The following is a 22,296-nucleotide window of genomic DNA, read 5'->3' on the forward strand; positions in this document are numbered from 1 at the left end:
GGTCTCACACCAGCCAGCTCTTGCGGCGGTAGTAGGGGTCGTCATCGTCGTCGGTGGGGTTGACGACCTCCACGGAGCGGCGGGCCGTTCGAGAGCGGGTTACGGCTTCGGTCCAGGTCGGGGCGGGGCGGCGGGTGCGGGCTTCCGGTCCGTGTTGTTTCTGCTGGGCGGATGCGCGCTGGGCGGCGCAGTCGCGGTCGTTGGCGGCGGTGCGCTGCCGTATTTCGTCCAGTTCGGTTGTCAGGAGGGACATTCGGCGGGAGTTCTCGGCGGCGAGGAGTTCTATGTCGGCGGCATGGTTCACGGGAGGGGGCCTGCTTCCGGGAGTTGCGCTCCGGTCCCGGGTTGGTCCCGGTCGGTGGGCGGGGTGATGCGGTTGCGGTGTTCCATTCCCTCGCTGCGGTTTTCGGAGCGGGGTAGGGGGCCCGCGGTGGGGAGTTGGGCGCCCGAACTGTCGTCGGGGGGCGGGGTGGTGGGCGGATTGTCCCTGGGGGCATCCGATTTCGGGTCGGGCCGGGGTGGACCGATCGGGTGCACGTGCTCGGGGATCGCCGGGTCGGTGGTGGGGTCGGGGGGCGTGCTACCGGGGGACCTGTGGACGGTGGTGGAGATGATCGGGTCGCCGTGCTCGTCGAGGGTGGCGGTGTAGGTCTTGCTCTCATCGCCCTCGGACAGGTCCACCGTCAGTTCGTGGTTCGGGTCCACCTCGAGTCGCACATGCCTGCCGGCGATGTCGAATTCGGCCGGTGCCTGCCGGTTCTCCGGCGCAGGCGAATCACCTTGCGGGACGGCCTCATGCGGTGCGGCGGATGCCGCGACATCGTGCAGCGCGCCCTCGATTCCCCGCTGGATCAGGCCGGAGAGTGCGGAGGTTTGCGGTGGTGGGGTACCGGGTAATTCAGCCGCTGTGGGTGGGGATGAAATCGAAACGCCTGGTGTTCCGGGGGAACTCGGCTGCGCCGGGCCGCGCTGCCGCGACACGGCACCCGGTATCGGGTAGTCGGACTCGTGCACCTCGTTCATGGCGGCCGCGATCTTCCGGTACAGCTGCTCGATGGTGGTATCGGTGCCCTGGCAGCCGCTCACCCAGGTCTCCAGCTTGTGCTCGACATCGGGTTTGAATGTCCGGCTCAGCCAGTCGGTGCAGGCGTCGTGGCACAGCTTGCCGGTTCCGAAGCCGATGTCGTTGCGGTCGTCGATGCGGTCGACCTGTGCGCCGCCCGCGACCGTCGTGGTGACGGTCAGATTCCCCTCGGGGAAAACGCTTTTCAGCGCGCGGACCTGATCGCCGCCGATCCACTGCCCGGCCTTCGCCACCGCGACGATGGTCCGGATGTCGGCGGCGGACTTGCCGCCGATGGTCACCTGCTGCCCCGGCTCGAGCAAACCCAGTGTGAGATAAGCCTTCTCGAACACCGCCCGGCGCGCGGCGGCCATCATCGCCTCGAGCGCGGCCGCGGCCGCGCGCGCGGTGTCGATATCCCCACTCGCACACCGCACCTGGTCGAAGAGCAGGCGCTGCGCCGTCTCCGCGGCCGCGCCCCCGCTCCACACCGACGGCAACCGCCGCAAATGCCCGCGCTGCGCCTCGAGTTGGGTGTCGGCCTCGGCCAGCGCCGCATGCACCTCCTGCCGGGCCGCGTCCAGCCGCTCCAGAGTCATGCCGCGCTGCTGGTCGTAGAGCGCCTCGAGCTGGGCCACCCGGTAACCGCCCGGCACCGCACCGAATGCCTCGATGTAGAGCGGCAGAAAGTCGGACCAGTACCGCAGCCCGGGCGCACCGTAGTCCAGCAGATCGCCGACGCTGCTGTTCGCGTGCGCTGCGAACTCCGCTTCCTGGTCCGCCATCAGCTCACCTGGGCTCTCGTCGAGCTACTGATTGCCGGCGGCGGCGATGCGCCGGGCATTCTCGCGTTCGGTCGTCGAATAATCGACGCCCGCGGTCCCGAGCGCATCCGCGGTCGCGGAAACGGCCCGGCTCCACTGCCGCAGCCAGTGCGAAATGCGTTCCAGCCCAGCGTGAACGGCCTCACCGTGGGCGGCGTAATTCCGTCCGGCTTCGGATTCCGCGCCGCCGCGGCCGGTGCCGAAGAGCTGCGCGTCCAGCCGCCCGGCGTGCTGCGCGATCGTTTCCGCGGACCGCCGCATCTCCGCGGCCAGACTCGCCACCCCGGCGACGTCGATGCTCACGCCGTCGGAACCCGTACCCGTCATGTCCCCTACTTGTCCAGGTTCCCCTGATCGGTCCGCACCCATTCGGTCGTCCCGTCCGGGTGGTGGTGGAATTCCCAGGCCGCGTAATCGCCGTCGGTGTCGACAATGGTGACGTGGTCGGCGAGACCGTCGTGGTCGGTGTCGGTCCACACCTCCATGGAGTGGCCGCCGTGCACGGTCTCGGTGTCGGCGATACCGTCGCCGGTGAGATCCTGTGTCGGATGGTGCAATTCGATCGAACCGAGGCCGCCGAGATCGGAGTGGGCATCGACCTCCGGCAGGTCCAGGCCAGGCAGATCGCCCGAGTGGATCATGGTGCGGCTCCTCGAAGGACAGACGACAGATGTCGTTCCATCCTGGCATCCGCCGGGGTCGCGGCGCAGCCGGGTCGAGTCAGTTCTTGGGGATGATCACCCACAGCAGCAGGTAGAGGAGAAACTGCGGGCCCGGCAGCAGGCACGACAGCACGAACAGCAGGCGGATCACGGTGGCGTTCCACCCGAAGTACTCGGCCAGGCCGCCGCAGACGCCGCCGATCCACTTGTCGGTCCGGGAGCGGGTCAGGCGCCGGGTCGGTGTAGTCATCGAAATTCTCCTTGTCTGTTTCCCTTCGCCGTCCACTCTGCCGAACGCGGCCCCGCCCGCGCATCGGGCGCAGGACCCATCGGCACCCTGATTTCCGCGGGCCCGGGCTCAGGGTGCAACCCCGAACACGGCAGACTCGTCACGGTGAGCACCACACTGCATGCCCGCGGGTTGTCGGCCGGACACGGCGAGCGCACGCTGTTCAGCGACCTCGATCTGGTGCTGGCGCCGGGCGATGTGATCGGCCTGGTCGGGGTGAACGGCGCGGGCAAGTCGACGCTGCTGCGCATGCTCGCCGACCGGGACGCACCGACCGGCGAGATCACGCTGAGCCCGCCCGACGCCACCATCGGGTACCTGGCGCAGGAACCCGAGCGCGTGCCCGGCGAATCGGTGCTGGCGTTCCTGTCCCGCCGCACCGGGGTGGCCGCGGCCCAGCAGACCATGGACGCCGCCGCCGAACGCCTCGCCGAGGGTGGGGACGACGAGTACTCCCCCGCGCTGGAACGCTGGCTGACGCTCGGCGGCGCCGACCTGGACCAGCGCGCCGAGGAGGTGGCCGCGGAGCTGGGCCTGATCGCCACCCTGCCCGACGGCCTGGCCACCCCGATGACCGCGCTGTCCGGCGGACAGGCGGCGCGGGCCGGGCTGGCGTCGGTGCTGCTGTCGCGCTTCGACATTCTGCTGCTCGACGAGCCGACCAATGATCTGGATCTGGACGGATTGGCGCGCCTGGAGCAGTTCGTGGCGGGGGTGCGGGTGCCGCTGATGGTGATCAGCCACGACCGGGAGTTCCTCGCGCGCACCGTGAATCGGATCGTCGAACTGGATCTCGCCCAGCAGCAGGTCGGGGTGTACGACGGCGGGTACGAGTCGTATCTGGCGGAGCGGGAGATCGCGCGCCGCCACGCCCGCGAGCGCTACGAGGAGTACGCCGACACCCGGTCGGCCCTCGAAGAGCGCGCGGTGATGCAGCGGAACTGGATGGAACACGGGGTGCGCACCGCCCGGCGCAAGGCCCGCGATCCGCGAAAGGTGGACTCCGACAAGGCCGGTCGCAAGATGCGCGCCGAATCCACCGAGAAGCAGGCGTCGAAGGTGCGCCAGACGCAGCGGCGCATCGAACGGCTGGAGGTGGTGGAGGAGCCGCGCAAGGAGTGGGAGCTGCGCATGTCGATCGCGGCGGCGCCGCGCAGCGGATCGGTGGTCGCCACGGTGTCCGGCGCCACGGTGACGCGCGGCGAGTTCACCCTGGGACCGGTGACGGCGCAGGTGGATTGGGGCGATCGGATCGTGCTGACCGGCGCCAACGGGTCCGGGAAGTCCACGCTGCTGGCGCTGCTGCTGGGCAAGATCGCGCCCGACACCGGTTCCGCCGCACTGGGTTCCGGGGTGGCGATCGGCGAGGTGGACCAGGCGCGCGGGCTGTTCCGCGGCGGCACGGCCCTGGCCGACACCTTCGCCGCCGAGGTGCCGGACCAGCCCGAGTCCGAAATCCGCACGCTCCTCGCGAAATTCGGCCTGCGCGGCCCGCACGTCCTCCGCCCCAACGACACCCTCTCCCCCGGCGAACGCACCCGAGCCGCCCTCGCCCTACTCCAGGCCCGCGGCGTCAACCTCCTCGTCCTGGACGAGCCCACCAACCACCTGGACCTCCCCGCCATCGAACAACTGGAACAGGCCGTCGAATCCTTCGACGGCACCATGCTCCTGATCACCCACGACCGCCGCATGCTCGACAACGTCCGCGCCACCCGCCGCTGGCGCATGGACCACGGCCACCTCACGGAGGACTGAAGATTTTCGCCGCTCCAGCATGCTGTCGGGCGAAATCGACTGGGATCCCGGCCAAAAGCATGCCGGGATGACGTTGAGGAGCATGCCGGGATGACGTAGGGGCAGCATGCCGGGATGACGTTGGGGCAGCATGCCCGTCATCCCGGCGTACCGCTCCCAACGATCCCGGCGTACCGCTCCCAATGATCCCGGCGTGCTTTTGGCCGGGATCAGCCCGGGGCGATGGCTGTGATCAAGGTGCGGTCGGCGGTGGTTCGGGTGGTAATCAATTGGGTGAAGGTTGCTGGTTGTTGGTCTGGTTGTTGTTGGGTGAGGCGGACTTCCCATTGGTTGTCGGTGGGGGTTCGGGTGATTTGGACGCAGTAGCGGGTGTTCGGGGGGATTTTGTTGATGCCGCGTTGGATTTGGTCGGCCGGGGGGACGGTGGCGTCGTCGGTTACTACGGCTCGGGCGGCGTAGCCCGAGCGTTGGACGTAGTAGGCGCGTTCGAAGGCGAGGATGGCGTCGGGGCCGGACGCGGTGCCGCCGGGGTCGGTGCCGGAGACGACGTCGGGGGTGCGGCGGGTCTGGCAGTCGGCGGTGGCGAAGGTGGAGGGAGTGGTCGGGGCGGTGGTGGGGGCCACGGAGGCGCCGGGGTTCGCGGGGGCGGGGGCCTGGATGGTGCGCGGCGGGGCGCTGGCGGTGCGGCGGTTGGCGGTGTGGATGACGGTCAGCACCACCGCGGCCACGACCACGGCGACGCCGAGCATGATCAGGACGGCGATCAGCTTGTCCGCATTGGGCCGTTCGCGGCGACGGGTGGTTCGGGGATGGCGCAGCCGGGGGCCGGGGCTGCCGCCGGAGCGGTCGACGATCGCCGGTATCAGCGACGTGTCCTCGGAGTCCGCCCGGCCGTAGTCGCGCACGTGCAGATGCGCGCGGGTCTCCGACGGTGGCTGCTGCGGTTCCGGTGGCCGGGGGCCGGAGTCGAGCCACTGCTCCCAGTCGCCGGACAGATCCGAGGAGTCCTCCGCATCGGGAAGCGGTTCCGGCACGCCCACAGCCGGATTCGGACGTCGCCGCCCGCCCCGGCGCATCGAGCGGCGGCGGCGCGGCGGCCGGTGGTGCGGCAGGCGCACCATGGGCAACCCCAGCTCGAACGGATTACCGTGCTCGGCGTCGCGGTCGTCCGGATCAGATCGTGTCATCGCCGAAGTCGCCGATGACGGCGGCCGGGACCATGGGCTCCGCCGCCGGAACGGTCACACCGAGCTGACCGTCGATCCGCGGCGGCTTGCGGTCCTGGCCGTCGGTGCCGGGCGGGGGCGGCAGCGCCATCCCGCCGGCCGTGCCGCCGGGCGCGGACTGACCGGCCTTCGGATCCGGCTGCGCGGCGACATCCGGACCGGGGTCCGGGGGCTGCGGATTCGCCGGTGCGGGAGGCGGATTCACCGCGGCGGGGGGCGGGCTCGCCGGTGGGGTGGCCGGGGGCGGGGTCGCGGGCGGCGGGGCGGGCGCGACATTCGGGGTGCTCGCGGCGGGCGGGATCACCACACCCGGACTACCCGTCGAGGACGGCGAACTCGACGACGGGGACGACCCGGACTGCTGGTTGCCGCCGAAGTCGAGCACATTCGAGCCGTTCGAGGTACCGGTGCCGGTGCCCGCCGCGCCGGTGGTGCTGCCCGGATGCAGGAGCTCCGGAATCGCCTGCTCGATCGCCTTGTCGGCCGAGGACGCCACGGTGTCTATGGCGTGCGTGCCGACCTCGGCGATCTTGTCGATGAGGTCCTGGCCGATGGTGACACCGGCATTGATCGCCGCGGTCCCCACCTGCACACCGGCGCCGATGAGCTGCTCCTGCAATTGCAGCTGCGCCGCGGCGACCGGATCCAGTTGCGGAGGAACGGCCCCCGCCGCATAGGTGCCGGGCGAGGAGGCGCCGCCGGGTGTGTACGTGGTCCCGGGCGAGTAGGTGCCCTGGGGCGATGTGCCTGTGCCCTGGTCGAATTGGTACTGCCCGGTGCCCGAGCCGTACTGCGTCGGCGTCGTGGCGGGCGGTGTCGTGCCGGGCGACGAATAATCGGTGACCGTGAGCGGGCCCATGGCCGTGAGCCGCTGGGTGTGGTCGTTCATCTCCGTCTGCGCGGTGGTGACCGTGGTGATGGCGTCGCGCAGCGCCTGGGTGGCGCGGGTGATCACGGCGTCGGTGTCCGGCGCGGCGGTGGCATTGCCGAGGATGGTCCGCGCGTCCCGGCGGAAATCGGCGATGATCTGGTCGACCCGCTGCGCGGCGCGCGCACTGGTGGCGTGCGCGTCGGCCAGCACGGCCAGATAGGCCGGGCCGCGATCGGAGATGTCACCGATCTGAGTCTGGGTAGTGCGCAACGCCGGAACGGTATTGTCGGCGCCGGTGCCCGCCCAGGTCGACTCGAGCGCGTGCATGCCCTGCCGGTGCGGGTCCTCGGTGCCCGCGGCCTGCGACGACGCCGTGGATAACGCGGTGGTGACGGTCTCGCTCGGGACGGCGCGGCCGGTTCCGAGCGAGGCGCGTAACTGTAGCAGCGGCCGCACCAGCGTGGCGACGATGGGCGGATCGGCGCCCGGAGCGGTGGCGACGGCGCGTCTCATGTCAGCGTCTCCCCGATTCGGGTGACCGCGGCGGCGGAGTCGGCGTCGGTGCCCTGCATGGCCGCGTTGTATCGGCGCAGAACCTGCCCGTAGGTGGAGACCAGCTGCCCCGCGGTGGACAGCGCCTGCGCGTGTTCGGAGACCGCCGCGGTGAAGGTGGCCGCGAATTCGGCGCCGACCAGGCCCAGATCGGCGGCCAGTTGCTCGGGCTGCACGGCACCGGCCGCGACCGCTGCCGCCGAGGCCAGCTGCTGCGAGACGGTATCCGCGATGGTGGTGTAGGCGGCCATCGCCGCCGGATCGAGCTTCAGCGTGTTCACTGTTCCCCCTCACGGAAACCCAAGCTGTCGCTGTCGCATCATGTTTCAGAGGTCCACCATACTTCGCGGTACGCGAAGTTTCCGACCAACTCTATCTTCTCACCCGAGGGACGGCCTCGCGCCTCAGACCGCGGCGACCCGCTTGGCGAGGTCGTCGGCGAGCTGACGGGCGCGATCGAGATCGGTGGCCTCGACCATGACCCGGACCAACTGCTCGGTGCCGCTGGGGCGCAGCAGAACTCGCCCGGTCTCGCCGAGCACCCGCTCGGCCTCGGCGACGGCGTCGCGGATCTCCGGCGCCGCGGCCACCGCGGACTTGTCGGTGACCGGCACGTTCACCAGCACCTGCGGCACGGTCCGCACCACGGCGGCGAGATCGGCCAGGGCGCGGCCGGTCTCGGTCATCCGGGCCATCAGCTTGAGACCGGTGAGGACGCCGTCGCCGGTGGTGCCGTACCGCGGGAAGACCACGTGCCCGGACTGCTCGCCGCCCAGGCTGTAGCCGCCGCGCCGCAGCTCCTCGAGCACGTACCGGTCGCCGACGGCGGTGGTGAGCATGGTGATCCCGGCCTCGCGCATCGCGATGTGCAGACCCAGATTGCTCATGACGGTGGCCACCAGCGTATTTCGCGCGAGCTCACCGGACTCGTGCATGGCCAGCGCGAGGACCGCCATGATGGCGTCGCCGTCCACGACCGCGCCGGTGGCGTCCACGGCCAGGCAGCGATCGGCGTCGCCGTCGTGCGCCAGGCCCAGGTCGGCGCCGTGCGCGCGCACCGCGTGCTGGATCTGCTCCAGATGCGTGGAGCCGCACCGGTCGTTGATGTTGAGCCCATTCGGCTCGGCATTGATCGCGACGACCCGGGCGCCCGCCTCCCGGTAGGCCGCCGGGCCGACGTCGGAGGCCGCGCCGTGGGCGCAGTCGACGACGACGGTCAGGCCGCTCAGGTCGCGGCCGGTCGCCTCCACCAGATGCTCGACGTACCGCTCGTGCGTCCCGGCCAGGCTGTAGTGGTCGTCCACGTGGCCGTCGGCCCCGGAAAAGCTCAGCACCCGGCCGATCGCCGCGCCGGTCGGACGCGTGAAGGCGCGCTCGCGCACCAGGTCCTCGATGCGATCCTCGACGGCGTCGTCGAGCTTGTGCCCGCCCGCGGCGAAGATCTTGATCCCGTTGTCGGGCATCGGATTGTGCGATGCGGAGATCATGACGCCCAGGCAGGCGTCGTAGGCGGCGGTCAGATACGCGACGGCCGGGGTCGGCAGGACCCCTACCGACAGCACGTCCACCCCGGCCGAGGTCAGGCCCGCGGTGACCGCGGCCTCCAGCATCTCGCCGCTGGCTCGCGGATCGCGGCCCACCACCGCCACCGCGCGCCGCTCACCGCGGCTCAGCACCTGCGCCGCCGCGGCCGAAACCCGTAGTGCCAGTTCCGGACTCAGCGAATCGTTGGCCAGCCCCCGGACTCCGTCGGTACCGAACAAACGTCCCAATTCCTCGCCCCTCGAGTGTGACTACGGCGCTGACGCCGCGGCTGCGAATACAGCACGAGAGCAGGCACCCGACGAATCCGAAAAGATCGGCGCGGGCGCCTGCTCTCGTACAGGTGCGTCGACCGTACCCCTTCCGGACACACGCCGGTGCCGAAAGGGACGGTCGCACACCGCAAGATCAGCGCTTCGAGTACTGCGGAGCCTTGCGGGCCTTCTTGAGGCCGTACTTCTTGCGCTCGGTCGCACGCGGGTCACGGGTCAGGAAGCCGGCCCGCTTCAGGGCGGGGCGGTCCTCCGGGGTGACCTCGATCAGGGCGCGGGCGATCGCCAGGCGCAGGGCGCCGGCCTGACCGGACGGGCCGCCGCCGACCAGGCGGGCGTACACGTCGAACGACTCGGTGCGCTCGACGGTGACCAGCGGGGACTTGACCAGCTGCTGGTGCACCTTGTTCGGGAAGTAGTCCTCGATGGTGCGGCCGTTCAGCACGAACTGACCGGTGCCCGGCACCAGCCGGACGCGCACCACGGCCTCCTTGCGGCGGCCGACGGTCTGGACCGGGCGGTCGATCACGACCGGGGCGGTCGCGACGGCGTCGAACTCGGCCTCGACCTCGTAGCCCGCACCCTCGTCGACGACCTCGACGGTGGCGTCCTCGACGGCGTAGTCCTCGTTGAATTCCTCGGGAGCGGTCACTGGGCCACCTGCTTGATCTCGAACGGAACGGGCTGCTGAGCCACGTGCGGATGCGTCGGGCCCGCGTAGACCTTCAACTTGCCGGCGATCTGGCGGCCCAGCTTGTTCTTCGGGATCATGCCCTTGATGGCACGCTCCACGAGGCGATCCGGACGGGTATCGAGCAGCTGCCCGACAGACCGGGACTTCAGGCCGCCCGGGAACCCGGAGTGGGTGTAGAGGTGCTTGTCCTGCCGCTTGTTGCCGGAGACGGCAATCTTGTCGGCATTGATGATGATGACGAAATCGCCACCATCGACGTTCGGGGCGTAGGTCGGCTTGTTCTTGCCGCGCAGCAGATTCGCTGCCTGCACGGCAAGGCGGCCGAGCACTACGTCAGTGGCGTCGATGACGTACCACTTACGGGTCACGTCACCCGCCTTCGGGCTGTACGTAGGCACAGTGCTTCCCTGTCTGTCGTCGGTGTTCTGCCGGCCAGGCGAGCGGTCGAGCGATCCCGGCGGCCGGTGGAGACCCGGGGCTCGTGCGACGACACGGATGATCCGCGCTGTACCACACGCCAACGGGCGACGATACCAGCCCGCCCGCCTCGGCCCGAAATCGGCCTTGCCTGCCGCACACCTCAGATGCGCATGGGCGGGTCCTGGTCGGTGACGCCCGGGAGGGTGGGGATCACATATCGGAGGTTGTCGATGCCGAGGTGGGCGCAGCCGGACTCGTCGCTGACGGCCTCCGGCGGCCGGGCCGAGGAGCCGAGGGCGTGCGGTATCAGCGAGCAGGGCGGCTCGGTGTGCGGGACGCGGGACACCTTCTCGACCGACGGCCACGCGCCGAATTCGGTGCCGGCGCCGTAGGCCGGGACCACCGAGGCCGCGGGCGGCTCGGCCCGGACGACGGCGTCGACGGACGCCGGGAGCACCGACGCGACCGTGTGGGCGCGCGGCACGGCCGCCTGCCGGACGTCGCCGTGGGGGTGCAGGGCGACGGCCGCCAGCGCGACCGCGCCCGCGATCGCGGGGGCGCCGAACAGGTTGTCCTTCACCTTGTTCCACAGCTTGCCGCGGCGGGCGGAGTCCTCGTCGGCTTCGGGGTGTGGGCCGAACGCGGTGGTCGGTTCGTCGCCCGCGGGAGCCCCCGGCGGACGGGTGAAGCGACTACCGAGCTCGGCCAATCCCGGGGGGAGGCTGCCGGGCACCTCGCTCCGCGTCATCCGCGTCGTCGGCTCCGCGCCGGCGTCGGCCACGGCCGTCTCCCGCGCCGCATGCCTGCCGCCGCTACCGGGCGGCGAATCCGCTTGTCCCCCCGCCGCCGAAGCCACATGCCGAGGCCCCTGATCCAACGGCCGTAACCCATGCCGCCCGGAACTCTGCGCCCCTTCACCACCGGACATCGCGGCGCCGCCCGATCCGGCCGGACCGCCGGACGACGGAGAACCACCCGACTGGCCACCCGGGCCGCCGGAGGCCGGGGGGCCGCCGGGGCGGGGCTGGTTGGTAGGGGGTTGGCCGGTTCTGGGGCCGGACTGGTTCTTCGGGGGCTGGGGGGCAGGGGGATTCGGGGCCGCGCCGCCCGTCGGGCCGGGCTGGCGGCCGCCGGGGTTCGGGCCGGGGGTGGGTGGGTAGGGCTGGTCGTCGGGGTATTCGCTGTCGGTGACCAGGAGGTGGGCCGCGCCGAGCACCAGGGCGTGCATGGGGTGGTCGGCGACGCGTAGTCGGTGGCCGAGGTGGTTCTGGAAGGCCAGGCGCAGGGCGTCGTTGAAGCACACGTTGCCGGTGAGCAGGACCGTGGAGGTGTCGGCGTTGATGGAGCGGGCCGCGGCCATGACCTCGATGACCACGTTGTCGGCGGAGCGGGCGTCGCGCATCGCGTCGGGAGCGATGGGCACGCCGACCGATTCGGTGGGTCGCTCGTCGTCGCCGTGTACCGCGACCACCAGGCACACCCGGCCGTCGGAGTAGACGCCGGTGGCGCCGACTTCGGCCCGGCCGCGCTCGGGCGGGCGCACCAGGCCGAGCGCGCGCACGTACCCCGACAGCGCCACCGACTCCGGCAGCGGCTCGGTCGTCACGTCCAGCAGCTCGACCAGCCGGCAGTACTCGTCGATCTTCTCGTCCGGCCAGTCGTCCGGGAACGGCAGCGCCACCACGTCGGGCTTGCCACGCAGGTACTTGCCGACCGCCGCCAGCGGGTTGTACATCCGCGCCCGGTACACCAGCTCCACCGGCCAGGTCGCACCCGCGATGCGAATCTGGTGGTGGCCGAGCACATCACGCACGTCGGAGATGGCGATACCCAGGTCGGGACGCCGGTCGACACCCGCGGTGTGCAGTCGACCGGACGAATCCGCCAGCAGGTAGGCCGGCGGCGTATGTGTTCCTTCCACCTGGACCGGGCGGATCGGTGTGCCACCGCCGCCAGCGGCCACGGACACCACATCCCAACCGAGATGCACTGCCCCAACTCGAGCCGTCACACGCATCAGTGTGCCTGCCGATCCGGCGACACGCGCGACAGGGCCGATGCACCGCCGGGTCGCCGCGGCGCGTGGCGGGCGCGGCGCGGCCCATTCCCCCCGCTCATGCGGCGGACTTCTTCAGGCGCAGGCGCGACCAGGTGAGCCCGGCCAGCGCGGCGGTCAGCACCAGCAGCATTCCGATGTCCAGCAACCAGAATCCCGACTTGTGCTGCCAGAGCGCATCGGGCTGGGCGTTGACGAACAGCGCCCGCAGGTCCACCGTGGACGATCCGGCGGCGAACCCCCAGCGCGACGGGAACAGATAGGACAGCTGCTCGAGCACCACCCGGTTGGTCACCGGGATCATGCCGCCCGCCATCACCAGCTGGCACATGATCACGACGACCAGCAGCGGCATCACCTGCTCGTTGGACTTGGCGACGGTCGACAGCAGCAGCCCGATCACCACGCAGGTCACCGCGGTGAACGCCAGGTCGATGTACAGCTCGGCGCTGCCCGACGGAATCAGCGTGCCCTTGCCCGGCGGATTCTTCCCGGCCAGCACGATGCCCACCAGCACCGCCGACTGCAGCAGCGCGGCCGCGCCGAACACCGTGATCTTGGCGAGCAGATACGCCGACGGCAGCAGCCCCACCGCCCGCTCGCGATGGAAGATGGGCCGCTCCCCGACCAGATCGCGCACGGTCAGCGTGGATCCCATGAAGCACGCGCCGAGAATGAGCACCACCAGCAGCTGCTGGGTCTCGCCGCCACCGCTCGACACCAACGTGCCGTCGGGCATCGGGACCAGCGGGCCGGGCGCGAATCCGTTCTTGCCCGGCACCACCAGCGACAGCACGCCCAGCACGAACGGCAGCACCACCAGGAACGCCAGATACCCGCGGTCGGCCAGGATGAGCCGGACCTGCCGCCGCGACAGCGTCGAGAACTGTTTGCGGCCATCGGATTTCGGCGGCTGCCCGGCGACGCCGCGGGGGGCGACCGGCGGGGGCGGCGGCACGCTGGCCTGCCGGGACCGATAGTTGGCGAAGGCCCGGTCGGGATCGGCGGCCACCCGCGCGAAGATCTCGGCCCAGTCGTTGGTGCCGAGGAAGTCCCCGACCGCGGCGGGATGCCCGCAGAACGCGGTCTTGCCGCCGGGCGCCAGCAGCAGCACCTGATCGCACATGTCCAGGCACGCCACCGAGTGGGTGACGACGATGACCGTGCGGCCCGCGTCGGCCAGCTCCCGCAGCATGGTCATGACCTGCCGGTCCAGCGCCGGGTCCAGGCCGGAGGTGGGCTCGTCGAGCAGCAGCAGGGCCGGACCGGTGAGCAGCTCCAGCGCCACCGACGCCCGTTTGCGCTGACCGCCGGACAGCCGGTCGACCCGGGTGTCGGCGTGTTCGGTGAGCGAAAGTTCCTTCAGCACACCGTCGATCACCCGCTGCCGGTCCTGTTTGCTGGAGTCCGGGGGCAGCCGCAGCTCGGCCGCGAAACCGAGGGCCTGGCGCACGGTGAGCTGGCGGTGCAGCACGTCGTCCTGCGGCACCATGCCGATCCGGCTGCGCATGGCCTCGTATTCGGCGTGCAGGTTGCGGCCCTCGAAGGTGACCACGCCCGCGGACGGATGGGTCGTTCCCGCAACGAGTTTCGACAGCGTCGACTTGCCCGCGCCGGACGGGCCGATGAGCGCGGTGAGCGTGCCCCGCCCGGCCTGCATGTTCACATCGACCAGCAGCTGCTTGTTGCCCTCGACCGCGAACCCGATGCCGTGCACGTGCAGGCCCTGCTCGGCGACCGGCTTCTTGCGGTGCACGAGCGTGCCCTCGTGCACGACGAAGTCGATATTGCCGATGGTGACGATGTCGCGCTCGCGCAGCACCGAGCGCTGTTCGCGGCGGCCGTTGACGAAGGTGCCGTTGGCCGAGCCGAGATCCTCGATGGCCAGGCCCGTGCCGTCGGAGATCAGCCGGGCGTGCCGGCGCGAGGCCAGCGGATCGTTGACGACGATCTGGTTGTCGCCGGTGCGGCCGATGGCCAGGCCCGCGGCCGGGATCCGGTCGGCGCGCGCGACCGGTGCGGTCCGGGCGCGGGCCCGTACCGGCGGCAGCGCCGAGGTGTCGGCCTTGGTGGTCATCTCGATAGTGGTCGCGACCGGTTGCGGCGGTTGGTGATTCGGCCGCGGCCGCTGCGGCGGGCCGGAGTGCTGCGGCGGGGCGGGCGGGCGGCCGGGCGGCGGCGTCGGCGGACGGCCCTGCGGCCCCGGCGAATACGACGGATTCGACCGGCTCGGCGGGGGCGGCGCGACCGGGCGCACCCCCGCGGCCGGAACCAGATGCAGCAGCGGCCCGCTGACGGCATCCCCCAGCCGCACCAGCACGGGCCGGTTGATCGAGACCGGCCGGGTCAGTCGCTGCGCGTCCACGAACACGCCGTTGGTACTTCCGTTGTCGCTCAGTACCCAGGCACCGCCGTGCCAGGCGAGCGTCGCGTGCACCCGGGACACCAGTGGGCTGTCGACGAACAGCGTCACCTCGGGCGCGCGGCCCAGGGTGACGTGCTGACTCGAATCGAAGACCCGGTCGGTTCCCTCATGACGCACGGTGATCTTCTGCGCCCCCGATGATGACATGGCCGGGATCCTATTCGATGCCTCGGACCCCGTACGATGCTCTGCACACAGACGCGGCCGACCCGGGGAGGGAGCAGTTGTGCTGAAACGCCAGGTGATTGCGGCACTTGGCGCGCTGTTGCTGGCGGCCACCCTGCTGAGCGGCTGCTCGATGACGGTCGACGGCCGGGCGGTCTCGATCTACGACGACCCGTTCCAGGTGGCCGGGCTGCCCACCACCAGCGGCCCCAGCGGGCCGCGCCCCGGCGTCCCCGACACCACGCTCACCGCGGTCGGCGGCGACAACGGCGAGATCGACACGCTGGCCCTCGACGCCCTCGACGACATCCAAACCTATTGGCGCAGCGTATACAGCAAGGAATTCGACGGTGAGTTCGCCCCGGTCACCAAGTTCTACTCGTGGAGCGCGAAGGCGCCGCGGGTGCAGGAATCCCAGTTCTGCAAGGAGACCACCTATCACCTGGTGAACGCCGCGTACTGCCGCCTGGACAACTCGGTCGGGTGGGACCGCGCGGTGCTGCTGCCGATGATGCGGGACAGCTTCGGCAAGATGGCGGTGGTCATGGTGCTGGCGCACGAGTACGGGCACGCCATCCAGACCATGTCTCACATCGTCGGCGCGAAGGATCCGGTGCTGGTGAAGGAGCAGCAGGCCGACTGCTTCGCGGGGGTGTTCATGCGGCACGTCGCCGAGGGCGGGTCGAGGCACTTCACGATCAATACCTCCGACGGGCTCAACAGCGTGCTGGCCGCGACGGTGGCGATCCGCGACGCCAATCCGGGAGATCCGGAGGCCGTGCACGGTTCGGCGTTCGAGCGGGTCACGGCCGTGCAGATCGGTTTCACCGACGGGCCCAAGGGCTGCAAGGCCATCAATATGAAGGACATCAACCGCCGCCGCAGGAATCTGCCGCAGTCCTTCGGCACCGACGGCACCCACGGCGAGCTGCCGATCACCAAGGACAATCTGGTCGAGCTGGGCAAGGCGATGGCGGCCGTGATGCCGATGCCCTACGAGCCGACCTACGACTACCACGGCGCGAAGCTGCACTGCCGCGACGGCTCCGACACCGTTCCGGTCTCGTACTGCCCGTCCACCAACACCATCGGTACCGACGTTCCCGCCCTGGCCGAGCGCGGCGCGGCGAATACCGATGACCAGGACGGATTTCCGACACATATCGGCGGCGACTACAACGCCTACGTCGTGTTCGTCTCCCGCTACACCCTCGCGGTGCAACGCACCGCGCACCAGGCCCTGACGGGCGCGAAAACCGGCTTACGCGCGGCATGCTTATCGGGGGTGATCACCGCGAAGCTCGCCGATCCACACCGGCCGCCCGGCGGCGATATCCAGTTGTCCCTGGGCGATCTGGACAAGGCGGTGTCGGGCCTGCTGACCGACGGCCTGGCCGCCAGCGACGTCGAAGGCAATACCGTCCGCAGCGGATTCTCCCGCGTCGACGCCTTCCGCGCCGGGGTGCTCGGCAGTCAGCAGACCTGCGAGTCGCGCTACTCCTGACCCCGCTCAGGCGAACGGGGGCGGGGCGGCGGGTTCGTAGCGGAGGACGCGGTTGCCGAGCATGAGTTCCGAGCCGTGGGCCAGGACCACGGGGTGGTTGGGCTGCAGGCGAATCCAGTCGTGGTAGCCGGGTCGGCGGGCGCGGGTGCCGTTGGTGGAGCCGCGGTCGACGACGGTGACGTCCCAGTTCACCAGGCGGATCTCGGCGTGGGCGCGGGACATGCCGCCGGAGCTGTCGTCGACCTTGATGGGGATCAGGCCGCGCTGTGCCGCATCGGAATTCTCCGGTTCGCGGCCGATCACCACGTCGCTGGCCAGCAGGTGGGTCGCGCCGTCGTCGAGCACGAGCATCCCCAGCGGTGGGCGCACCACCTCCGCCGCGGGCTGCGTCTGGTCGACCGGCATCCCGCACACCGTGCAGAACGCCGACCGCGGATCGCTGGGATGCGCACGCGCGCACTTGAATCCGCGCACCTTCACCAGGACCGTGGTCGCCTTGGCCGTCGCCTCCAACCGCCGCTCGAAATCCGGATCGGCACTCGCCGCCGACGCGCCACGGCGCGCGTCCGGAATCTGGTCGGTCGGCGCGGGATACGGGGATTCGGGGAGGTCCTCGGGGCGGCGGTGGGCTCCGGAGTTGGGGCGCGGGCGATTTCGGCCGCGTTCGCCCTCGAACCAGACGATGGCGCCGGTTGCCGGGGCGACGCCCGCCGCCAGCGAGCCGATGCCGCGTTCGGGGAGCGGGGGAATGCGGCCGTGGTCGTCGTCGGCGAAGACGGCGAGCGCGACGGCCGGGGGCTCGATCACCCGGTCGACGGTGAACGCGGCGTCCACACCGCGGATGTATTCGGTGCCGCGCTCGCCGACCAGCACCGCCGTCACCGCCCCGTGCAGAAAGACCGCCACGGCACCGGAATCCGCCGGGGACACGATACCCAGGTCGACCCGCCCGCCGAATCGGGCGGCATCGCGCATCAGCCAGCCCGTGACCTCCCGGGCCACCAGTCGCCCCGGGCCGTCCGGCGCCCGCTCGGCGGCCGCGGTGATCTGCTGCGCCAGCGCCTCGGCCACCCGCACGGCCGCCGACTCCGCCGTCACCCGCCCGGGCTCGCGATGCGCCACCACGACGACCGCCCCCGCCACCCGCACCACGACATGGTTGCCCGCGACAACCTCGACCTGCCGATCCATCAACGGAATCGGCCTCCGGGAAGTGCGCACCGGGTCCTCACCACACGATCAAGGTTAAGCCACCCGGTGCCGTTCACACGCCGAGCGATCGGGCGCCACCCCCGCGTACGATCCCCGCCATGACGGATCACGGCTCGACCGCGGTCGAGCTGGTGCTGACCGACACCAGGCTGTGGGCGCGCGGCGAGTCGGCGCACTGGGACGCGCCGCCCTCGCTCGCGCCCGCGGACGACGGCACGAGTTTCGTTGTCGGAGAACCACTCCGGCACCCGGCGGTCTCGGCGGTTCGGCTGGCCAGCGCCGACCGGATCGCGTTCGGGCCCGCCGCGCCGACGATCACCGAGGCGCTCGCGGTGGTGTTCGGCGCGGCCCTGACCAACCTGCGGCTGCCCGCCCGCTGCGAACGCCTGACGGTGATCACGCCGACCGACTGGGGGCGGCGACGGCTGGCGGCGGTGGAGTCGGCGGCGCGCCGCCTCGCTGCCGAGGTGGCCGTCGAGCCGATGGCGGTGCGCGCGATGGCACTCACCGCGACGGCCGGTCAGCAGCAACGAATCGCCGTCCTCGAACTCGCCCCCCTGACCACGACGGTGAGCCTCATCGGCCGCTCCGGCCACCAAACCTGGCTGGAGAGCTGCGAACACGAGCCGACCATCGGCAGCGCCGACGTACAGCAGGGCCACGGCTGGCCCGCCATCGCAGCAATCGTCGCCCGCCTGATCGGCCCCCGAACACCCACCTACCTACTGGCCGTAGGCATCTCGGACCCAACCCACTTGGAAGACCTACGAACGGCCCTAGCCGAGCGATGCGGATCCCCAATCGATGTCCGCCCGCTACCCACGCCAAACCTCCTGCACACCCAACCCTCCCCCACCCCACCCGTTCCCCCACGAGAGTCCCCACCGTCCCTCCACCACGCCGCCGAACCCACGCCACCCTTCCAACATTCCACGGAACCCATATCTCCCTCCCGCCACGCCGCGGACTCCATATCGCCCTTCCGCCACACCGCGGATTCCGCATCGCCCTCCCGGCATGCCGCGGACTCCACATCGCCCTCCCGGCATGCCGCGGACTCCGCATCGCCCTCCCGGCGTACCGCGGAGTCCGCATGGTCATTCCGGCATGCTTTTGGCCGGAATCCCCTGAGGTCCCGGCCAAAAGCACGCCGGGACCACGAGCGGCCAACGCTCCGGGGCGACGGGCTGTCAACGCTCCGGGATAACGAGCGGCCAACACGCCGGGGCGGCGAGCGGTCGAGGGGTGGGCTGGGGGAAAGTGCTTGTGCCGGACGGGCTTTCTACCGTCGGCGCGCTCTGTTGCTCTTCGTCGCGGGTGGTGCGACGGTGGTGTTGGTGGGTGCGGGTGCCGGTCTGCTGTTGTGGCCCGATCATGGCGGTACCTCGGGGGCGGGTGCTACGTCCACGGAGGCGGTGGGTAGCACTGGGGAAGGTCGTACGCCTCCGCCGGTTTCGTCCGCGCCGGACGCGGGACGGTCGGGTGGTCCCGATGCGCCACAGCCCGGTACCACCCGGACGACGGCCCATACCTTCGGCCGTATCCGGGCCCAGATCCCGCTCGATTGGCGCATCGCGACCGATACCACGACTCGGGTCGATATTATGCCGAATGATGGTGCGCGGCAACGGATTACACTCGTACAGCAGCCTTTGACCGCCGGTTCCGGGGTGGCGGATGTCGCGCGCGACCTCGATGCTCAGATCGGCACTCGGCCCGTCGGCTCGGCGAGCCCGCTGCGCCGGGATGTCGTCTTCGGCGACCGCCCGGGGCTGTCCTACGAGGAGTATCCCGGCGACGAGACCACCGTGCGCTGGCAGATCCTGGTCGACTCGGGGACCGAGGTGAGTATCGGCTGCCAATATCCCTCGGGCACCTGGCAATCCATCGCCGCGACCTGCGAGCAGGTCGTGCACGACATTCGGATCAATCCGTGAGGCCGCTCACCGCGCGGGCCGCAGCACCAGGACCGTGATCTCGCTGGGCGCGAAGACGCGCAGCTGCGGGCCCCAGAATCCGGTGCCCCGGCTGGTGTAGAGCTGGGTGCGCTCCCCGTGCCTGCTCAGACCGGCGACCACGGGCTGGTCGAGCCGGACCAGATAGTGGAACGGCCAGATCTGGCCGCCGTGCGTGTGCCCCGAGATTTGCAGTGCCACACCGGCTTTCGCGGCCTCGGCGACCTGCTTGGGCTGATGGGCCAGCAGCACCACCGGCAGGTCCGGGTCCGTCCCGGCGAGCGCGGTGCTCAGGTCGGGCCCGTGCCCGGCCAGCGACACACCGGTCGGATCGTCGATGCCCGCCAGCACCAGCCGATCCCCGCCGCGCGTGAGGATCTCGTGCTGATTGCGCAGCGGCTGCCAGCCCAGCGAGCGCATATGCTCGATCCAGCCCGCCGCGTCACCGAAGTACTCGTGGTTGCCGGTGATGTAGAACCGGCCGAGCTCGGCCTCGACCTTCCCGAGCGGATCCACCTGCGACCGCCGCCGATCCACCGGACCATCGGCGAGATCGCCCGCGTGGCAGGCGATATCGGGCCGCTGCGCATTGACCGCCTCGACCACCCGCTCCGACCAGCGCAGCCGGTTCAGCGCCGCGAAGTGCGTGTCGGTGACCACGACCAGCCGCAGCCCGTCCAGCCCCGCCCCCAGACCCGGAATCCGCACCTCGACCGTCCGCACCCGCGGCACCCGCCGCGCCTCGATCACACCCCACACCACCAGCGCCGCGGACACCGCCAGCACGCCGATCGCGACCCCGCGCGAGCGCCCCGGATCGGCCACCCCGACCGCCGCCAGCACGCCCTGTGCCAGCAGCCCGAGCACCGACCAGGTGAACAGCACCCATGTCACGCCGAGCAGGGTGTCGCCGACCATGGATGCCGCGTCCACGTGCGCCCGCCCGTGCCCCAGCAGCATGCCGACCGGCAGCGCGACGAACCCGAGCACGAATACCGCCGTGCCCAGCCAGAACGCCGTTCCTGTCGCGGGCGCGCCGACGAGCACCCACCAGGGCACGGCCAGCAGCAGGGCCGGAATCGCCAGAAACATGATCAGACGGGGAACGAGTCGCATCGGTAATCCACCTCGGACGGCGCACGCGCAGCGCACGAGGCGCTTCGGACTCCTCCGACGATACCGGCGCGCGTCTTCGCCGCCGTGTCGCGCGCGGCGGGAGTAATCTTCGCCCCCTACGATCGCCGCGGGGAACGGGAGCTTCGATGTCGGCTGGGTGGATGCGACGTCTCGCACTCGGTGTGGTGCTGCTGGCCGGTCTCGCCGCCGTGCCCGCCGGACCGGCGAGCGCCGACCCGCCCGGCCTGGACCGCTTCTACCATCAGCGCCTGGACTGGCGACCGTGCGACGATCCGGCGCTGGACGGGGCCGGGGCACAGTGCGCGGGAGTCGTTGTGCCGCTGGACTACAGCAGACCCGACGGACCCACGCTGACCATCGCGATCTCGCGGATCGCGGCGACCGATCCGGCGCGGCGGCGCGGCATCCTGCTGTCGAATCCCGGCGGCCCCGGCGGCCCGGGCCTGGGCATGATGGTCGGCGTCCGCAAGACGCTGTCCCCCGAGGTGCGGGCCCGGTACGACCTGATCGGTATGGACCCGCGCGGCATCGGCCGCTCCGATCCCGTGACATGCGTTGTCCCCCTACCCACCATGCTGTTCTCCGCCGGTTTCGACGTCTTCGGGTACGCACGCGACACCGCCCTGGCCGGGGCGCTGGCCGCCTCGTGTCTGGCGGCGCATCCGGATCGGGTCCGCTACATCACCACCCGCAATACCGCCCGGGACATGGACGTCATCCGCGCCGCGTTCGGCGACCCGGTGCTCAACTATTACGGCGCGTCCTACGGCACCTATCTCGGCGCGGTCTACACCCAGCTGTTCCCCGCCCACAGCGGCCGGATCGTGCTGGACAGCGGTATCGATCCGGATCGCTACTGGGTCGGCATGTTCCAGGACATGGGCCCGATCAACGAGGCGGGTCTCGACGACTGGGCCGCCTGGGCCGCCCGCCACGACGCCGACTACCACTTCGGCGCCACGGCAGCGGCGGTCCGCGGCTTCGTCGAGGATCTGGTGCGGCGCGCCGCCGCCCACCCGGTCTTCGGCAGCGGCTATCTCGTCGACGAGCACACCGTCCCGCTCATGCTGCTCGCCCTCCTGCTGAACCCGCAGCTGAACGCCAGTCTGGCCGATATGGTCCGGATGATCTCCGACGGTGTCGACGGCCTGCCCCTGGACATGGATGCCGTGAAGGCCAAGATCACCTCCGCCGTCCCCGTCGAAACCTCCGGCATGGCCGCCATCCTCTGCGACGACAAGGCGGCTCCCCGCGACCCCGCCTGGTACTACGACGCCATCGAACGCACCCGCGCCACCCAGCCCGTCTTCGGCGCGTTCGCGCACAACATCACCGCGTGCGCGTACTGGCCCGACCCCGTCGAGCCGCCCACCGACATCCACAACGCCGTCCCCGTCCTCACCCTGCACGCCACCCGCGACACCCGGGTCGCCTACGCGGAAGGTCTTGCGCTGCACCGGGATCTGACGGGGTCACGGCTGATCACCCTGGCCGATACCCGAATTCACGGAACGTTCCGGGTGGGGCTGAGCCCGTGCCTGAACGATGCGGTGAACGCGTATCTGGAGACCGGGGCGTTACCGGCGACGGACATCACGTGCCGGCCGGATCCGGCGTTCTTCCCGAAGTAGGCAACTCGCGTACGATGCCCAGAGCCAGAGGAGAGGGG

20 protein-coding genes are annotated in these 22,296 nt (G+C 70.9%); 4 read left to right on the forward strand and 16 right to left on the reverse strand.

Annotated features, from left to right (window positions below):
* Window positions 1–4: 4 nt before the first annotated feature.
* From HPY32_RS11595 to HPY32_RS11615, 5 genes are all read right to left on the reverse strand, one after another.
* The gene (locus tag HPY32_RS11595; protein WP_067581589.1) at window positions 5–304 is read right to left on the reverse strand and encodes a hypothetical protein; all 300 of its coding nucleotides are present in this window, start codon (window positions 302–304) and stop codon (window positions 5–7) included.
* A complete protein-coding gene (locus HPY32_RS11600) occupies window positions 301–1,848 on the reverse strand; it encodes a hypothetical protein (RefSeq protein WP_171982834.1) in 1,548 nt (515 codons plus the stop codon). Before HPY32_RS11600 ends, HPY32_RS11595 begins: the two co-directional genes overlap by 4 nt.
* Before the next feature lie 24 nt (window positions 1,849–1,872).
* The gene (locus tag HPY32_RS11605; protein WP_067581583.1) at window positions 1,873–2,214 is read right to left on the reverse strand and encodes a hypothetical protein; all 342 of its coding nucleotides are present in this window, start codon (window positions 2,212–2,214) and stop codon (window positions 1,873–1,875) included.
* Between the two features lie 5 nt (window positions 2,215–2,219).
* Entirely contained in the window at window positions 2,220–2,528 is a 309-nt protein-coding gene (locus tag HPY32_RS11610) for a DUF6802 family protein (RefSeq protein ID WP_067581580.1), read from the reverse strand.
* A 79-nt stretch (window positions 2,529–2,607) separates the two neighbouring features.
* A complete protein-coding gene (locus tag HPY32_RS11615; protein ID WP_067581577.1) occupies window positions 2,608–2,799 on the reverse strand; it encodes a PspC domain-containing protein in 192 nt (63 codons plus the stop codon).
* Window positions 2,800–2,943: 144 nt separating this feature from the next.
* Between HPY32_RS11615 and HPY32_RS11620 the strand changes: the two genes are divergently transcribed.
* Window positions 2,944–4,596, forward strand: a complete 1,653-nt coding sequence (locus tag HPY32_RS11620) for an ABC-F family ATP-binding cassette domain-containing protein (RefSeq protein WP_067581574.1) — start codon at window positions 2,944–2,946, stop codon at window positions 4,594–4,596.
* A gap of 209 nt (window positions 4,597–4,805) precedes the next feature.
* Here the strand turns inward: HPY32_RS11620 and HPY32_RS11625 are convergent, their stop codons facing one another.
* The 8 genes from HPY32_RS11625 to HPY32_RS11660 form a co-directional block, all read right to left on the reverse strand.
* Window positions 4,806–5,783, reverse strand: a complete 978-nt coding sequence (locus HPY32_RS11625; RefSeq protein WP_171982835.1) for a DUF8176 domain-containing protein — start codon at window positions 5,781–5,783, stop codon at window positions 4,806–4,808.
* A complete protein-coding gene (locus tag HPY32_RS11630) occupies window positions 5,770–7,206 on the reverse strand; it encodes a hypothetical protein (protein WP_171982836.1) in 1,437 nt (478 codons plus the stop codon). The genes HPY32_RS11625 and HPY32_RS11630 overlap by 14 nt, the downstream gene beginning before the upstream one ends.
* Complete coding sequence (locus tag HPY32_RS11635) at window positions 7,203–7,526, reverse strand: hypothetical protein (RefSeq protein WP_067581562.1); 324 nt, start codon at window positions 7,524–7,526, stop codon at window positions 7,203–7,205. The genes HPY32_RS11630 and HPY32_RS11635 overlap by 4 nt, the downstream gene beginning before the upstream one ends.
* 123 nt (window positions 7,527–7,649) lie before the next feature.
* Window positions 7,650–9,017 (reverse strand): phosphoglucosamine mutase, encoded by a 1,368-nt coding sequence (gene glmM / locus HPY32_RS11640; protein ID WP_067581558.1) that lies wholly within the window; start codon window positions 9,015–9,017, stop codon window positions 7,650–7,652.
* 178 nt (window positions 9,018–9,195) lie between these two features.
* Complete coding sequence (rpsI, locus tag HPY32_RS45660; protein ID WP_082870866.1) at window positions 9,196–9,711, reverse strand: 30S ribosomal protein S9; 516 nt, start codon at window positions 9,709–9,711, stop codon at window positions 9,196–9,198.
* A complete protein-coding gene (gene rplM, locus HPY32_RS11650; protein ID WP_067581555.1) occupies window positions 9,708–10,151 on the reverse strand; it encodes a 50S ribosomal protein L13 in 444 nt (147 codons plus the stop codon). The genes rpsI and rplM overlap by 4 nt, the downstream gene beginning before the upstream one ends.
* Before the next feature lie 182 nt (window positions 10,152–10,333).
* Window positions 10,334–12,184: a hypothetical protein gene (locus HPY32_RS44565; protein ID WP_228785968.1), complete on the reverse strand. Its 1,851-nt coding sequence runs from the start codon at window positions 12,182–12,184 to the stop codon at window positions 10,334–10,336.
* Between the two features lie 103 nt (window positions 12,185–12,287).
* The gene (locus HPY32_RS11660) at window positions 12,288–14,801 is read right to left on the reverse strand and encodes an FHA domain-containing protein (RefSeq protein ID WP_067581552.1); all 2,514 of its coding nucleotides are present in this window, start codon (window positions 14,799–14,801) and stop codon (window positions 12,288–12,290) included.
* A gap of 79 nt (window positions 14,802–14,880) precedes the next feature.
* Between HPY32_RS11660 and HPY32_RS11665 the strand changes: the two genes are divergently transcribed.
* Window positions 14,881–16,323: a neutral zinc metallopeptidase gene (locus HPY32_RS11665; protein WP_067581549.1), complete on the forward strand. Its 1,443-nt coding sequence runs from the start codon at window positions 14,881–14,883 to the stop codon at window positions 16,321–16,323.
* A 6-nt stretch (window positions 16,324–16,329) separates the two neighbouring features.
* Here the strand turns inward: HPY32_RS11665 and HPY32_RS11670 are convergent, their stop codons facing one another.
* Window positions 16,330–17,544 (reverse strand): FHA domain-containing protein, encoded by a 1,215-nt coding sequence (locus HPY32_RS11670; RefSeq protein ID WP_231951447.1) that lies wholly within the window; start codon window positions 17,542–17,544, stop codon window positions 16,330–16,332.
* 97 nt (window positions 17,545–17,641) lie between these two features.
* Entirely contained in the window at window positions 17,642–18,043 is a 402-nt protein-coding gene (locus HPY32_RS44570) for a hypothetical protein (RefSeq protein WP_067581542.1), read from the reverse strand.
* On the opposite strand from HPY32_RS44570, the gene HPY32_RS11675 reads away from it, so the two are divergent.
* A complete protein-coding gene (locus tag HPY32_RS11675) occupies window positions 18,033–19,472 on the forward strand; it encodes a type VII secretion-associated protein (protein WP_231951554.1) in 1,440 nt (479 codons plus the stop codon). The genes HPY32_RS44570 and HPY32_RS11675 overlap by 11 nt on opposite strands.
* A 6-nt stretch (window positions 19,473–19,478) precedes the next feature.
* Here the strand turns inward: HPY32_RS11675 and HPY32_RS11680 are convergent, their stop codons facing one another.
* The gene (locus HPY32_RS11680) at window positions 19,479–20,606 is read right to left on the reverse strand and encodes a metallophosphoesterase (RefSeq protein ID WP_067581537.1); all 1,128 of its coding nucleotides are present in this window, start codon (window positions 20,604–20,606) and stop codon (window positions 19,479–19,481) included.
* A 161-nt stretch (window positions 20,607–20,767) separates the two neighbouring features.
* Between HPY32_RS11680 and HPY32_RS11685 the strand changes: the two genes are divergently transcribed.
* A complete protein-coding gene (locus HPY32_RS11685; RefSeq protein WP_067581534.1) occupies window positions 20,768–22,258 on the forward strand; it encodes an alpha/beta fold hydrolase in 1,491 nt (496 codons plus the stop codon).
* Window positions 22,259–22,296 lie beyond the last annotated feature (38 nt).

The sequence above is a fragment of the Nocardia terpenica genome (genome assembly GCF_013186535.1).
GTDB classification, from domain to species: domain Bacteria; phylum Actinomycetota; class Actinomycetes; order Mycobacteriales; family Mycobacteriaceae; genus Nocardia; species Nocardia terpenica.